Source organism: Clostridium sp. LS3 (assembly GCF_055330225.1).
Genome location: NZ_CM143921.1, coordinates 1,934,160 through 1,947,038, shown reverse-complemented (window position 1 = coordinate 1,947,038; position 12,879 = coordinate 1,934,160). Strand labels below are relative to the sequence as shown.

At 26.0% G+C, this 12,879-nt stretch carries 12 protein-coding genes and 1 other annotated feature; of the genes, 2 read left to right on the top strand and 10 right to left on the bottom strand.

Annotated elements, in window-relative coordinates; genetic code table 11:
* Positions 1-64: 64 nt before the first annotated feature.
* Positions 65-565: a QueT transporter family protein gene (locus ACZJV1_RS09005; protein ID WP_463652114.1), complete on the bottom strand. Its 501-nt coding sequence runs from the start codon at positions 563-565 to the stop codon at positions 65-67.
* A gap of 260 nt (positions 566-825) precedes the next feature.
* Positions 826-2,898, bottom strand: coding sequence for a hypothetical protein (locus ACZJV1_RS09000; protein ID WP_463652113.1), 2,073 nt, complete (start codon positions 2,896-2,898; stop codon positions 826-828).
* Between the two features lie 165 nt (positions 2,899-3,063).
* Between ACZJV1_RS09000 and ACZJV1_RS08995 the strand changes: the two genes are divergently transcribed.
* Positions 3,064-4,044: an alpha/beta hydrolase fold domain-containing protein gene (locus ACZJV1_RS08995; protein ID WP_460288656.1), complete on the top strand. Its 981-nt coding sequence runs from the start codon at positions 3,064-3,066 to the stop codon at positions 4,042-4,044.
* Between the two features lie 111 nt (positions 4,045-4,155).
* On the opposite strand, the gene pyrE is transcribed toward ACZJV1_RS08995, so the two are convergent.
* The 8 genes from pyrE to ACZJV1_RS08955 form a co-directional block, all read right to left on the bottom strand.
* Positions 4,156-4,839: an orotate phosphoribosyltransferase gene (gene pyrE, locus ACZJV1_RS08990; RefSeq protein WP_463652112.1), complete on the bottom strand. Its 684-nt coding sequence runs from the start codon at positions 4,837-4,839 to the stop codon at positions 4,156-4,158.
* Positions 4,840-4,989: 150 nt separating this feature from the next.
* Positions 4,990-5,424, bottom strand: a complete 435-nt coding sequence (locus ACZJV1_RS08985; RefSeq protein ID WP_463652111.1) for a hypothetical protein — start codon at positions 5,422-5,424, stop codon at positions 4,990-4,992.
* A gap of 114 nt (positions 5,425-5,538) precedes the next feature.
* Positions 5,539-6,711, bottom strand: a complete 1,173-nt coding sequence (locus tag ACZJV1_RS08980) for an MFS transporter (protein WP_463652110.1) — start codon at positions 6,709-6,711, stop codon at positions 5,539-5,541.
* Positions 6,712-6,916: 205 nt separating this feature from the next.
* Positions 6,917-8,092: an aminotransferase class I/II-fold pyridoxal phosphate-dependent enzyme gene (locus tag ACZJV1_RS08975; protein ID WP_463652109.1), complete on the bottom strand. Its 1,176-nt coding sequence runs from the start codon at positions 8,090-8,092 to the stop codon at positions 6,917-6,919.
* Positions 8,089-8,571 carry an Lrp/AsnC family transcriptional regulator gene (locus tag ACZJV1_RS08970; RefSeq protein ID WP_411167638.1) on the bottom strand — a complete coding sequence of 161 codons (483 nt, stop codon included), beginning with the start codon at positions 8,569-8,571 and terminating at the stop codon, positions 8,089-8,091. The genes ACZJV1_RS08975 and ACZJV1_RS08970 overlap by 4 nt, the downstream gene beginning before the upstream one ends.
* A gap of 41 nt (positions 8,572-8,612) precedes the next feature.
* Positions 8,613-8,870, bottom strand: a binding site (T-box leader).
* A gap of 85 nt (positions 8,871-8,955) precedes the next feature.
* Positions 8,956-9,801 (bottom strand): TerC/Alx family metal homeostasis membrane protein, encoded by an 846-nt coding sequence (locus ACZJV1_RS08965; RefSeq protein ID WP_463652108.1) that lies wholly within the window; start codon positions 9,799-9,801, stop codon positions 8,956-8,958.
* A gap of 150 nt (positions 9,802-9,951) precedes the next feature.
* Positions 9,952-11,298, bottom strand: a complete 1,347-nt coding sequence (gene miaB, locus ACZJV1_RS08960; protein ID WP_463652107.1) for a tRNA (N6-isopentenyl adenosine(37)-C2)-methylthiotransferase MiaB — start codon at positions 11,296-11,298, stop codon at positions 9,952-9,954.
* A gap of 300 nt (positions 11,299-11,598) precedes the next feature.
* Positions 11,599-12,063 carry a C40 family peptidase gene (locus tag ACZJV1_RS08955; RefSeq protein WP_463652106.1) on the bottom strand — a complete coding sequence of 155 codons (465 nt, stop codon included), beginning with the start codon at positions 12,061-12,063 and terminating at the stop codon, positions 11,599-11,601.
* A 397-nt stretch (positions 12,064-12,460) separates the two neighbouring features.
* Here ACZJV1_RS08955 and ACZJV1_RS08950 point away from each other — a divergent pair, with 397 nt between their 5' ends.
* On the top strand, positions 12,461-12,781 hold the full coding sequence (locus ACZJV1_RS08950; protein WP_463652105.1) for a hypothetical protein: 321 nt from the start codon (positions 12,461-12,463) through the stop codon (positions 12,779-12,781).
* Positions 12,782-12,879 lie beyond the last annotated feature (98 nt).

Genomic DNA, 12,879 nt, shown 5'->3' with positions numbered 1-12,879 from the left:
ATATATATCTATTTTAAATAAAAAAGTAAGCTTAGACAACTATAAAGTATCTAAGCTTATCTTTTTATTGTAGAGCTATTCTGCTCTTATATTTATTTTCTATTAATTTATACACTGGTACACCTACAATTGTAACTACTACAAATTCACCAATTCCTACTTGAAGCATTGTTAAAACTATAGGTAAATTAGCAACAACACTAAGCATCCATCCTATTATAATCCCATTAAATATAGTTGGCCATAATGATGCTATTATTAAGCTATATCTTTTAGATTTTATGTATTTAGCTGTAAGAGATATTGCAGATACACTAAAAAAAGTAGCTGCTGTTCCAAAGATCATATCTGCGATTCCATATCCTCCAAATACATTAGATAATAAACATCCTACTGTTAATCCAACTATGTAAAAAGGATCTATAAAAGCTAATAAAACTAGAACTTCTGATAATCTAAATTGTATAGGTCCATAGCTTATAGGAGCAAGTACTACAGTTAGAACTGTATAAATGGCTGCTACTAAAGCTGTTTTAACTAATTTTTTTGTAATGTTTTCTTTCAAAGTAATCTCCTCCAAATGATATTATTTATAATAAAAAGGCGCCTAAAAATTAGACACCTCAAAAAATACGAATTAAATAATACTACAAATTTACTATTTATAAAATTAAAATAGAGGACTCAAAAAATGAACCCTCTACGAATAAAATCACATTTAATATAAATTGCAATTAATTACCGTAGTTTTATTTATAGACAGGAGGTTTACGAACTGTCTTATTTAATTTTCCTACAACATTATAATTTATAATCTTAATAATGTCAATGTATAGCTACAATTTTATCTAAATAACTAACTAAATTAGTTAACTCCTTAGATTTATCTAGCCACCAATCTCTACTCCATATACGATAGAGTTTTATATTTTTACTTCTTAAATAACCATTTAAATAAATATCCTTTAATGAGCAACTTGAACTTCCTCCTATAATTTCTCCATCAATTTCAATTAATACAAGTATATTTAATTTTCTATTTTTAACTGCAAGAGGAATTCTAAATATATCTATGGATACATTGTATTCAACTAGATATCCTAAGCGCTCTAAATATTTGTATATATAATTTACTATAGGATTATTTCTATAGTCCCTATTAACTAATGACTGCTTAATTTCAACTATATCAAAACTATTAAAACCTAATGAATTTAAGCCTATGATCTTATTCCTAGATAATATTATTATATTGTTATCAAATTTATGAATATCAATTAAATTATTAATATAAGAGTTAGTTAAGTCATCTACTAGTATTATCTTATCAAAACCTAAAGTATTTATATCTTTTTTAAAAAGATTTAAATTATCTAAATTAGTGATTACACAAGGAAATAAATTTTTATATAGTTCTTTGTTTGTAAAATCAATTTTTTCTATTGTATTTATTGAAACATGCAATTTTTCCCGTAATATATTATTCCATACGCAATTAATAGAATTTAATATTAAATTATTTTTTGTGATTAAATCATCTTCTATATCATGAATTAATTTATCAAAATCTTTATATTTATCTAAAATATCAAGGTTTGTAGTTTCCTCATCTTCTATTTCTAAATAAAGCTTTAATTTAGGAATACTTAAAATAATATCATTTAATTCTTTTTTATCTTCTATATTTGCATAGCAGTAATCTAATATATCTCTATCTATTTTTCTTATAGTATTAATATAGCTAATAGTATCCTTTATATTGTATGATATATTGATTATTTTCCTATATAAAATTAACTGACTCTCTATATTATCTCCTTGGACTAATTTAGATAATAGCTCCTCATAAGTTTCATTATTTAGTATATCTTTTAAAAAATTAATATTTTCAATATATAGTTTTAAAATTTTAAAATTATCACTGTATTCTTTTGTTATTTCTTCTTTGATATTTAAAAATTCATTTAAATTTTTTTCATATATAGTATTGTTCCTTTTTTTATTAAATATACTTAAAACTCCTCTTTGTTTTTTGTGACTTAATAAATTACAATTATATTTAAAATTTACTATATTAACTAGATTACTTATATCCATATCATTCATAGAAGGATTGCCTAAAAATGTTTCTATAAAATCCTCAGTGTATTGAGAATAAATAAAAGGCACTTTAAAAACATTATCTTTGATCAATTCATCAATTTTATATATTGCTAAACTCAATTTATTATAATCTGTTGAATTATTTAAAGTTTTAAATATATTATTATCTATAAATCGCCTATATTTTATGTATTTTCTAACTACATCTGAGTTTAAAATTCTATTTGCAGAATCAGTTATTTCATTATAGCTATAATTTTCTAAAGGTTTCTTTATTCTATATATTTTGTAGTATTTAAAAATAGGATCATACTTATCTAATTTTTTATTAGTAATTGAGTATTTTTCTACCATTGATAAAGAATTTTCTTTTTCTATAGAAAAAAATCTTATTATACTTAGCAAATCATTTATTTTTCTATCTATGCTTCTAGATAATAGTTCTACCTTATTTATAGCTGTCTTACCAGTTGATTCTGGTAAATTTAATATTTCTTCTTTTAAACTATGTTTAATATTTTCTTCTACTAAATCAATTACTTCTGTTCCTAGGTTATTTATAAGATCAATTTTCTTTATTTTATCAATATAATTATTAGATATAATTAATACTTGTTTTTTATTAAACATTAAATTAGATAATATATTTTCAAGTATAGACATTAAATAATCTTCATCACAATTGTTAACTAATAAATTATTTTCTGTATATGAACAATTTAAAATTAACTCTCCTATATAATCCAAATTAGATACTTTAAAAATATCTTGTTCTTCAGCAAAATTACCTACCATTTATTAAATCACGCTGCTATTTAAAGCAACTCCCTCCTGTTTATTTTAAGTTAATAGTTTTAATACAATATATTCATAAAAATTACAAATTATAATCATATTTTAAATTATAATTTTCATTTATTGTCTATAATACTAATAGCTTAAAAATAAGGAGTTGATCTTTTGAAGAAAATTTTAAAATTTATAGCATTACCCATAGTAACACTTATAATAACATGCATACTAATTGCTTTTTACTTCAAAGGGGCACTTATACTGACAGTAGATATACTTCATGAATTAAAAACTTCTAATAAAAGTATAGAAACATTAAGTGAGCTAACTGATTATTATTGCTCTACTTCAATGGATATTGAGGGTTTAAGATATAAGGATAGTTTATCGAACGATGTGTTTCTAGATATATATAAATCAAATAAAAATGATAAACCTTCACCAGTTATTATTTATGTTCACGGTGGAAGCTGGCTATATGGTGATAATGGAATACCAATAGGATTAGATCCTGTTGTAGAAGGATTTAATAAAAGAGGATTTAACATAATAAGCCTATCTTATGAACTACTTAAAGAGGATACCCCTATTTCTAATCCTATAAGTGATGTAAAAGATGCTATAAGATGGGTTTATAAAAATGCTGATAAATATAATTTTGATACTGATGAAATTGGCTTAATTGGAATATCTTCTGGAGCACATTTATCTTTGTTAGCAGCTTATTCAAACGAGGATGACTTTATTGGTGATAAAGAGCTATCATCTTATCCAGCTAAAGTTAAATATGTTATTGATGTGTTTGGTCCAACTGAATTATCTACACTAGATTTCTCATTAGTAGAAGATGAATTTAAAGATGAAATTTCAAAAATAAAAAATACTTCTCTCTTTAAAGAATTATATAGCCCTATTAATTATGCTACTAAAGACTCTCCAAACACCTTAATAATACATAGCAAAAATGATGAACTAGTTCCATATAAAAATTCGCTAGATTTATATAACAAACTTCAAGAATTAGATGTTAAATCTAAGTTTTTAAGTTTAGATTCTGGAGGACATGATTTTGATGGGTTTAGTAAAAAAGAAATAACCGCTTTAACTTTTGAAATTTTAAAATTTCTTACTATAAATACTTCATTATAAAAAAGTTGCCAAGGCAAGCTTACTGAACCGTCAACTTTTTTTCGCGCATTTTAAAAATATAATTTCCTATAGACTAATTAAAAAGGCTAGCTTTTTATAGCTAGCCTTTTATTAGTTATTATAATTAACTCCATATTTCTTGTAATAATCTTCTATTGCATTTTTCATATTGTCATCTATGTATATTTTACCATTAACTTCTCTATTATATAAGTAATTTACTACTTCTTTCATTGTAACTATAGGGTATGTAACTATTCCGAAAACTTCTTTTATTTCTTCTTGTGCTGATTTATCAGATTTTCCTCTTTCCATTCTATCTACAGAAATAATAAGACCTTTTATATCTAAATTACCTTGAGACTTTAATATTGGCACGGTTTCATAGATAGATGTTCCAGCAGTCATAACATCTTCCACTATTACTACTCTTTTATCCTCCTTAAGAGATCCACCTAAAAGTATGCCTCCTTCACCATGATCTTTAACTTCTTTTCTATTTGAACAATATTCAACATTTAAGTTATATAAGTCATTAAGAGATATTGCAGTAGTTACTGTTAATGGAATACCTTTATAAGCTGGTCCAAATAACACATCTAAATCGCTTCCGAAGTTATTATATATAGCTTTTGCATAAAATTCTCCTAATTTTTTCAATTGCTCTCCAGTTGTATAGTTACCAGTATTAATAAAGAAAGGTGTATTTCTTCCGCTTTTAGTAATAAAGCTGCCAAATTTTAATACATTACTTTCTACCATAAATTCTATAAAATCTTCCTTATATCTTTCCATATTAAACATCCCTTCCAACGCAAATATTAAACTATAAATTATAGGTCTTTATAATTCTACCATTATTTACTTGACTTTTCTAATATTTTTTTAAAGAAAAAGCATTAAAATAAGATTTAATGCTTTTCCATCCTTGTGAATATTAAATTATCATTTCTTACCTGTAGCTTCTTTATCTAACTCATATAATCTAGCTCTTTCTTCTTTAGTAAGCTCTAAAGAGCCTTCTCTTTTCTTTATTAGTTTTTCTAATTCCTGAAACTTAGCATCACCTAGTTTAATTTTTATTACATCTACTTTCATATTTTTAAGTTCTGTTTTTTCTAATCCAGATAGTAAATCACCTTTAGCAGCTTTTTCTTTTAATTCATTCAATCTTTCTTTTTGTGATGCATTAAGGTAACCTTCATTTTCGGGAGTCCAAAAGTCATCAAACTTTTCCTTACCTAAATCGGCAATATAATCATTAGATACTCTTAAAGCATTTGCCTTATTTTTCACCTCATCAGCTTGCACGTAATTAAAATTTGAAAAACTTATAATTGTTGCTGATAAAATAAATAGTGTAGCTAATTTCTTAATCATCTTTTGTACCTCCTTTTTACTTATATATTCACATTATTATTATATGAAGAATATAAAATTTTAAATGAAGAAAATTTTTCTATTAAACTTTTTAACTTAATTTATTATATATTTTTAGCTTGTTTTAATATCTTTATCTTTTGTATCTAAATTTACTAATAATATGCTAATAAATGTTGTAAGTAAACATAGAGGAATAATAAATATTCCTAGAGATATTCCAATAACATCTGATAAGATTCCTGTTGTTAAATTTATTAAAGTATTTACTATTCCTGCAAAACTTATTATAGAGCCAACTATATATGATGAATTAACTTTAAATATTTTTCCTATAATAATAACTGTGGTTGGAAAAATTATAGAAAAAAAGAATCCTGAAATCGGTATTAAATATAATCCATTTTCTTTTAAAATTAATCCTATAAAAAATAAGAGTCCACCTATAAAGGAAAAAATAATAACACCTTTAATTATTCCTATTTTTTCTATAATAAATCCGCCTATTAACCTTCCAATTGTAAGTAAAAGGAAAAATAAAGATATTATAGAGGATATATGGTTATCATTTAAGCTTAAGTTTGAGTTCTTAAAATAAATAGGTAACCATCTTCCAGTAGCTTGTTCTGCAAATATATAAGAACCTATGCCTATTATAAATAGCCAACAAATTTTATTTGATAATACTTGCTTTAATGATATTTTCTCTTCTATATCACTTTCCTTATTAATAGGAAACTTTGTAATAATAACTATAAGGGCAATTAATAAAGTAATCATTGCTGATATTACATATATTTTTCTCCATGTTATATTATTAGATAATAGTATCCCTGAAATCTTTTGTGTAACTGATAACCCAGCACCATAAGCAAAGTGTGTTAAATTCATTATAATAGCCTGACCAGTTATCCATATTAAAGGAATTATCGTGTTAATACTTATTGCCATCATTCCTAAGAAGAATTGAATAAGTACAAATCCTAAAATAAACATATTAAAATTTACAGATGTTGCCAAAATTATATTTCCTAATATTGCACCAAATAATCCTGCAATTAATAATATTTTTTGACCAATTTTATTGCATAGAATTCCACCAATATAGTTTGATATTAGATAAGCTATTGAGCCTAATGTAAACATTAAAGAATATCTTGTATCGTTTAATAGAAATTCTGACTTTATAGTATTTCCAAATATATTTATAAAACCTTCTGCAGTAGCCATTATCACCATCACTATTAAAACTATAATAGTTGGTATATATTTATTTTTAAAATTCAAGTTTCTCTCTCCTTTTTCCTTTGTTAAGGCATCTTCAAAAAATAAATAAGTCAGAATGTTCGTCTATTTTGTGTTATACTGCGTCAACAGAACCCTTAGATAGTGCTACTATCTGCGGAACCTGTTTCCTTGTCTAACCCAAAATATACTTCCTATCTTTGACTTATTATTTATTTTCAGATGCCTAAAAGGAATTAATACTATATTAAGAATTTTTGCTATTTCTAATTACAAACCTTCTTATTCTCTTAACTGCTTCTACTAAATCCTCCATAGAAGATGCATAACAAGCTCTTATAAAGCCCTCTCCACATTCTCCAAAAGCATTTCCTGGTACTGCTAAAACTTTTTCTTCCATTAAAAGTTTTTCACAAAATTCATCAGAACTCATTCCAGTTGATTTTATACAAGGAAAGACATATAAAGCTCCCATTGGCTCAAAACATTCTAATCCCATTTCTCTAAAGCCCTCAACAAGAACACGGCGTCTTCTATTATATTCTCTTGCCATTTCTCTCACACTATCATCACTATTTTTTAACGCTTCAATAGCAGCATACTGGGCTGTTGTAGGTGAACACATTATTGCATACTGGTGTATCTTTTTTAACGCATCAATTAATATTGGATGTCCACATACATAACCTAGTCTCCATCCAGTCATAGCATATGCCTTTGAGAAACCATTTATAACTAAAGTCTTATCTTTTACCTCACTAAAGCTAGCTATGGAATAATGATCTTTATCATAAGATAGTTCTGCATATATCTCATCAGAAAGTATTATTATATCTTTATCCTTTAATACATCAACAATTTCCTTTAATTCATCCTTTGTCATTATAGCTCCAGTTGGATTATTAGGAAATGGAATTATTACGACTTTCGTTTTAGGAGTTATAGCTTCTTCTAAAAGCTTAGCTGTAAGTTTAAAATCATCTTCTGCTCGTAAATTTATTATTTTAGGTGTAGCTCCACAAAATGTAGCACATCCTTTATAAGCTACAAAGCTAGGCTCTGGTATTATAACTTCATCTCCTGGACCTGCTAGAGCTCTTAAGGCCAAATCTATCCCTTCACTACCACCAACAGTTACTAATATTTCAGTATTAGGATTATAGCTTAAATTAAATCTTCTATTTAAATATTTGGATATCTCTTCTCTAAGTTCTATAAACCCTGCATTGGAAGAGTAATGAGTTTGACCTTTTTCTAGAGAATAAATTCCAGCCTCTATAACATTCCATGGAGTTATAAAATCTGGTTCACCTACACCCAAAGAAATAACATCTTCCATTTCATTAATTAAATCAAAATATTTTCTTATGCCTGACGGGGGCATATTTCTTACATTATCTAATATCATATTTTCTAAAATCATATAAATATAGCCTCCCTATCTTCTGTTTTTCTTTCTTTAAATATAGTTCCATGATCTTTGTATTTTTTTAATACAAAATGAGTTGCAGTACCTGTTACATACTCTTGTACGGCTAACTTTTCTGACACAAATAAAGCTACTTCTTTCATTGTTTTGCCTTCAACTATTACTGTTAAATCAAAGCCTCCTGAAGACATTAAGTAGCAAGCTTTAACTTGGTTAAATCTATATATCCTCTCTGCAACTTTATCAAATCCAACTCCTCTTTGAGGTGTAATTTTAACTTCTATTAATGCAGTTACTGTTTCTTTACCTGTATTCTCCCAATTTATAAGTGTTGTATATCCAGCAATTATATTCTTTTCTTCATAATCTCTTATTGCATCTCTAACCTCTTCAACAGTTTTTCCAGTCATTAAAGCAATATCTTCATCCTTATACCTGCTATTTTTCTCTAAAACTTCTAAAATTTCTTCCATGTTAAAAACCTCCATATAAAAAAATAAATCCTCCATCCCAAAAAAGGGACGAAGGATATTGTTTCGCGGTACCACCCTAATAAGTAAATAAAATTTACTCACTCAGCTTGAATATTATTTTAATATTCAATTCTCTATAACGGGAGAAAATACGTCAATATCTAATTAAGAATTTAAGTTCTTATTTTTCAATACGAGATTCAAAGGCTGCTTCATTTAACATACCATACTAAACTCTCACCTAACTTTAGTTCTCTTTAATGTTTAGTTAAATTACTCTTCCTTATCATTATCTTTCTAAATATTCTATTTTTTTATTATTATAATAATAAACCAGAAAAATTTCAATAGATTTTAACTAAAAAGATAAACTATTATTACTAATCATCTAATTCTTAAATTATTATTTTCTTTGCTTTCTGAAAATATTAGTGAAAACAATATGCTACATAATAGAATTACTAATATTATTAATATTGATAGTGACACTGATATCTGTATATTGAAAAATAGTAATAATAATTTTAATCCAGTAAACATTAATATTGAAGCTACTCCATATTTCATAAATTTAAACATGCTATTTAATCTATTAAGCACATAATACATGCTTCTTAAGCAGATTATAGCAAAAATATTAGATGTGTATACTATAAATGGGTTTTGAGTTATAGAAAAAATTGCAGGTATTGAATCTAAAGCAAAAATAACATCTGAACTCTCTATTATTATCAAAATAATAAAGAGTGGTGTAGCATAAAGTTTTCTATTTTTTCTTATAAAAAAATTATTACCTTCTAATTTATCATGAATAGGCATTACTTTTTTTAATATCTTTATTAATGGATTTTTATTAAAGTCTATATTATTATCATTGCTAAATATCATTTTAAGACCGCTAAGCATTAAAAGGACACCAAATATATATACAATAAAATGAACTTTATTTATTATACGTATACCTAATAGTATAAAAACAAGTCTTAATATCATGGCTCCTATTATTCCATATTTTAAAACCCTTTCCTGGTACTCTAATGGTATTGCAAAGGTTGAAAATACCATTAAAAATAAAAATAAGTTATCTAAGCTAAGAGACATCTCTATTATGTACCCACCTAAAAATTCTACTGCTGGCTCTACTCCCATTGAAAAATATATAAATATATTAAATAATATAGCTAAACCTATCCAAAATATTAAACTAAAAAAAGACTTCTTTACCCTCATATAACTTCTACCTTCTAAATCATTATTCTTGGTATTATATGAAAACTTTTTTGATTTTATATCATAGTATAAAAAAAGAACCTATATAAATAGACTTTTTATACAAGTCTACTATATAGGTTCTTTTTTCATAAATAAACTTTAAAAGTTTTATTGAACTTCTCCTATAAGTGAAAATGGTTGTGCTCTAGTAATTTTAACATTTACTATATCTCCAGCTTTTATATTTTCGCCAGCGAAATTAACTAATTTACCATTTCTTGTTCTTCCAGTAAATTTAGTTTCATCATTTTTACTTAAACCTTCAACTAATACTTCTACTACTTTTCCTTCATATGCTTTGTTGCTTTGTATAACACCATTATTTACAGCTTTTATAAGTCTGTCAAATCTATGATGCTTATCTGCATCTGGAACTTGATTTAACATCATATCAGCAGGAGTATTATTTCTTCTTGAATAAATAAATGTAAATGCAGAGTCATATCCTACTCTTTCGACTAAATCTAAAGTTTCTAGGAAATCTTCTTCAGTTTCTCCAGGGAATCCAACTATTATATCTGTTGTTAATGATACACCTGGGATTTCTTTCTTTATCATATCAACTAATTCTAAATAATATTCTTTAGTATAGTGTCTATTCATTTTCTTTAGGATTTTATCAGATCCACTTTGTACTGGTAGGTGAATTTGCTCACATAACTTATCACATTCTTTTATAGCTAAAATAACATCTTTATTTAAATCCTTTGGATGAGATGTCATAAATCTTGCTCTTTCTAATCCTTCTATTTCATTTATCTTTCTTAGAAGTTTTGCAAAGTCAATATCTTCTTCTAAGCCTTTTCCATAAGAGTTAACATTTTGACCTAAAAGTGTTATTTCTTTATAACCCTTTGAAACTAAATCTTCAATTTCTTTTACTATGTCTTCTGATTTTCTACTTCTTTCTCTTCCTCTTACATATGGCACTATACAATAAGTACAGAAATTATTACAGCCATACATTATAGTAACAAATGCTTTTACATCACTTTGTCTATCTATTGGAACTCCCTCTATTATATCTGTTTCTTTATTAAATATTTCTTTAACCTGAACACCTTCTGTTCTAACTCTATTTAAATATTCAGGAAATTTATAGGCATTATGTGTTCCAAATATAATATTAACATGTCTGAATTTTTTTAGTATTTTATCTGCCATTCCCTCTTGTTGCATCATACATCCACATACTGCAATTATTAAATCAGGATTTTTTTTCTTTAGATGTGTTAGTTCACCTAAATTTCCAAAAACCTTATTTTCAGCATTTTCTCTTACACAACAAGTGTTATATATTATTATACCAGCTTCTTCTAATACATCAGTTCTAGTATAACCAACACTTTTAAGCATACCAGATAATTTTTCCGAATCCTCTTCATTCATTTGACATCCCCATGTCTCTATGTAATATTTTAAACCTTTAATTTCTTCATTATAATTAATTGCCATGCTAATCCTCCATCTCATCTTTTCTTATGAATCCTAATGTATTATAACAAAATTATGGGAGAAAATAAATAGTTCTTGTTTTTTAGTTCAGGGGTTTGTAAGTTTATCTAATTTTTTTGGAGTTAATATTGGTTTTTATATGAAAATACTGATGTAATAGAATAGATAACATTTATGAGGATAAAAACTGTGTAAATATATAAATAAATGTATAGATATATATAGTAAATTTTTTGATAAAAATAGAGCAAAGACTTCTCTTTACTCTGAAAAAAATAAAATTACGTTCGTATATTATTATTATAATCTTCTTGCTGTTGAATAATGATCTCTCCAATATCCAGATGATATGTTTTTATATTCAACACCATTATCTCCACAATGAATCATTGTCCCATTTCCAACATAAATTCCTACATGAGTTGGATTAGATCCATCATAAGTATTATCAAAAAATACTAAATCTCCTTCTTGAAGGTTTGCATATGATATTTCAGTTCCATAACCTACTTGAGCTGTAGTTACTCTAGGTAAATAAACTCCTACCTGATTAAATACATATTGTGTAAATCCAGAACAATCAAATGCATCAGGGCCTGTCCCTCCCCACTGATAAGACTTTCCAATATGTTTAGATGCTTCATTTACTACACCATTCCCCGTAGCTGCTTGTACATTAATTGTTAGTATAGTACTAATCATTAAAATTGTGCTTAACATTACAATTATAGCTCTATTGATTTTTTTTAGCCCTATTTTCATCATAGATACATCCCCTCTTAATGTATTCATTTACATAATATCACAATATAAATATTATGTCTATTAATGTAAAAATGTAATGTTTTCCAATGCATCTATAAAATCCTATCAGAATCATGACCACTCGTAAAACGGGTTATCATGATTCTTGATTTATATATTCTAATTATGATTGATTTTTCTAGGCAATAAGATTGGAATATACTCATCTACAAACTACCCAATTAACCCATACCCACCTCACAGTTACCAAGGTGAAATGTGGACAAGACAAAACTTCTGGTGGATTGCTGAGCTGTAAAATGTAGTTACAAATAATTATGCCTTTTTTCACATAAAGAATATTTTTTGTAGTACAATTATAAATAGGAAAAATTTTACAAAATAAAGAGGTGTTTTGATGGAATTTCTATGGGGTGAAAATGGGCAACTAATATATCACACATGCTTGTCTATCTATGTGTTAGTATATTATTCACTATATGTATATGTGGCAATAATTGAAAGTAATCATGCTTCCAAGAGTGATGATACTCATAAAAGTTTGTCAAAAAGCATTGGTTATTTTTATTTGATTGTAGAATCAGTATTTTTAGTAGATTACATTAAGACATTTAGTATAAATTACTTAATGACATTACTTCATTTATGTTCAGTACTAGTAATATTGACTGCATTTGTTATTAATAGAAAAAAAAGAAATAGAAATTTGCTGAAATAAAAAAAGAGCAATAATTACTCTTTTTTTATTTCAACAAATTTTTTTCATATGTTTAAATCTTTATGATTCAAATATAGACTTGTCTGATCCGCTGCTTG

What these genes read in the sequence shown, in the direction of transcription:
- ACZJV1_RS09000 (WP_463652113.1), bottom strand. Translation starts at nt 2,898, where the DNA reads ATGGTAGGTAATTTTGCTGAAGAACAAGATATTTTTAAAGTATCTAAT.
- ACZJV1_RS08975 (WP_463652109.1), bottom strand. Translation starts at nt 8,092, where the DNA reads ATGATTTTAGAAAATATGATATTAGATAATGTAAGAAATATGCCCCCG.
- ACZJV1_RS08950 (WP_463652105.1), top strand. Translation starts at nt 12,461, where the DNA reads ATGGAATTTCTATGGGGTGAAAATGGGCAACTAATATATCACACATGC.
- miaB (WP_463652107.1), bottom strand. Translation starts at nt 11,298, where the DNA reads ATGGCAATTAATTATAATGAAGAAATTAAAGGTTTAAAATATTACATA.
- pyrE (WP_463652112.1), bottom strand. Translation starts at nt 4,839, where the DNA reads ATGGAAAGATATAAGGAAGATTTTATAGAATTTATGGTAGAAAGTAAT.
- ACZJV1_RS08955 (WP_463652106.1), bottom strand. Translation starts at nt 12,063, where the DNA reads ATGATGAAAATAGGGCTAAAAAAAATCAATAGAGCTATAATTGTAATG.
- ACZJV1_RS08985 (WP_463652111.1), bottom strand. Translation starts at nt 5,424, where the DNA reads ATGATTAAGAAATTAGCTACACTATTTATTTTATCAGCAACAATTATA.
- ACZJV1_RS08965 (WP_463652108.1), bottom strand. Translation starts at nt 9,801, where the DNA reads ATGAGGGTAAAGAAGTCTTTTTTTAGTTTAATATTTTGGATAGGTTTA.
- ACZJV1_RS08970 (WP_411167638.1), bottom strand. Translation starts at nt 8,571, where the DNA reads ATGGAAGAAATTTTAGAAGTTTTAGAGAAAAATAGCAGGTATAAGGAT.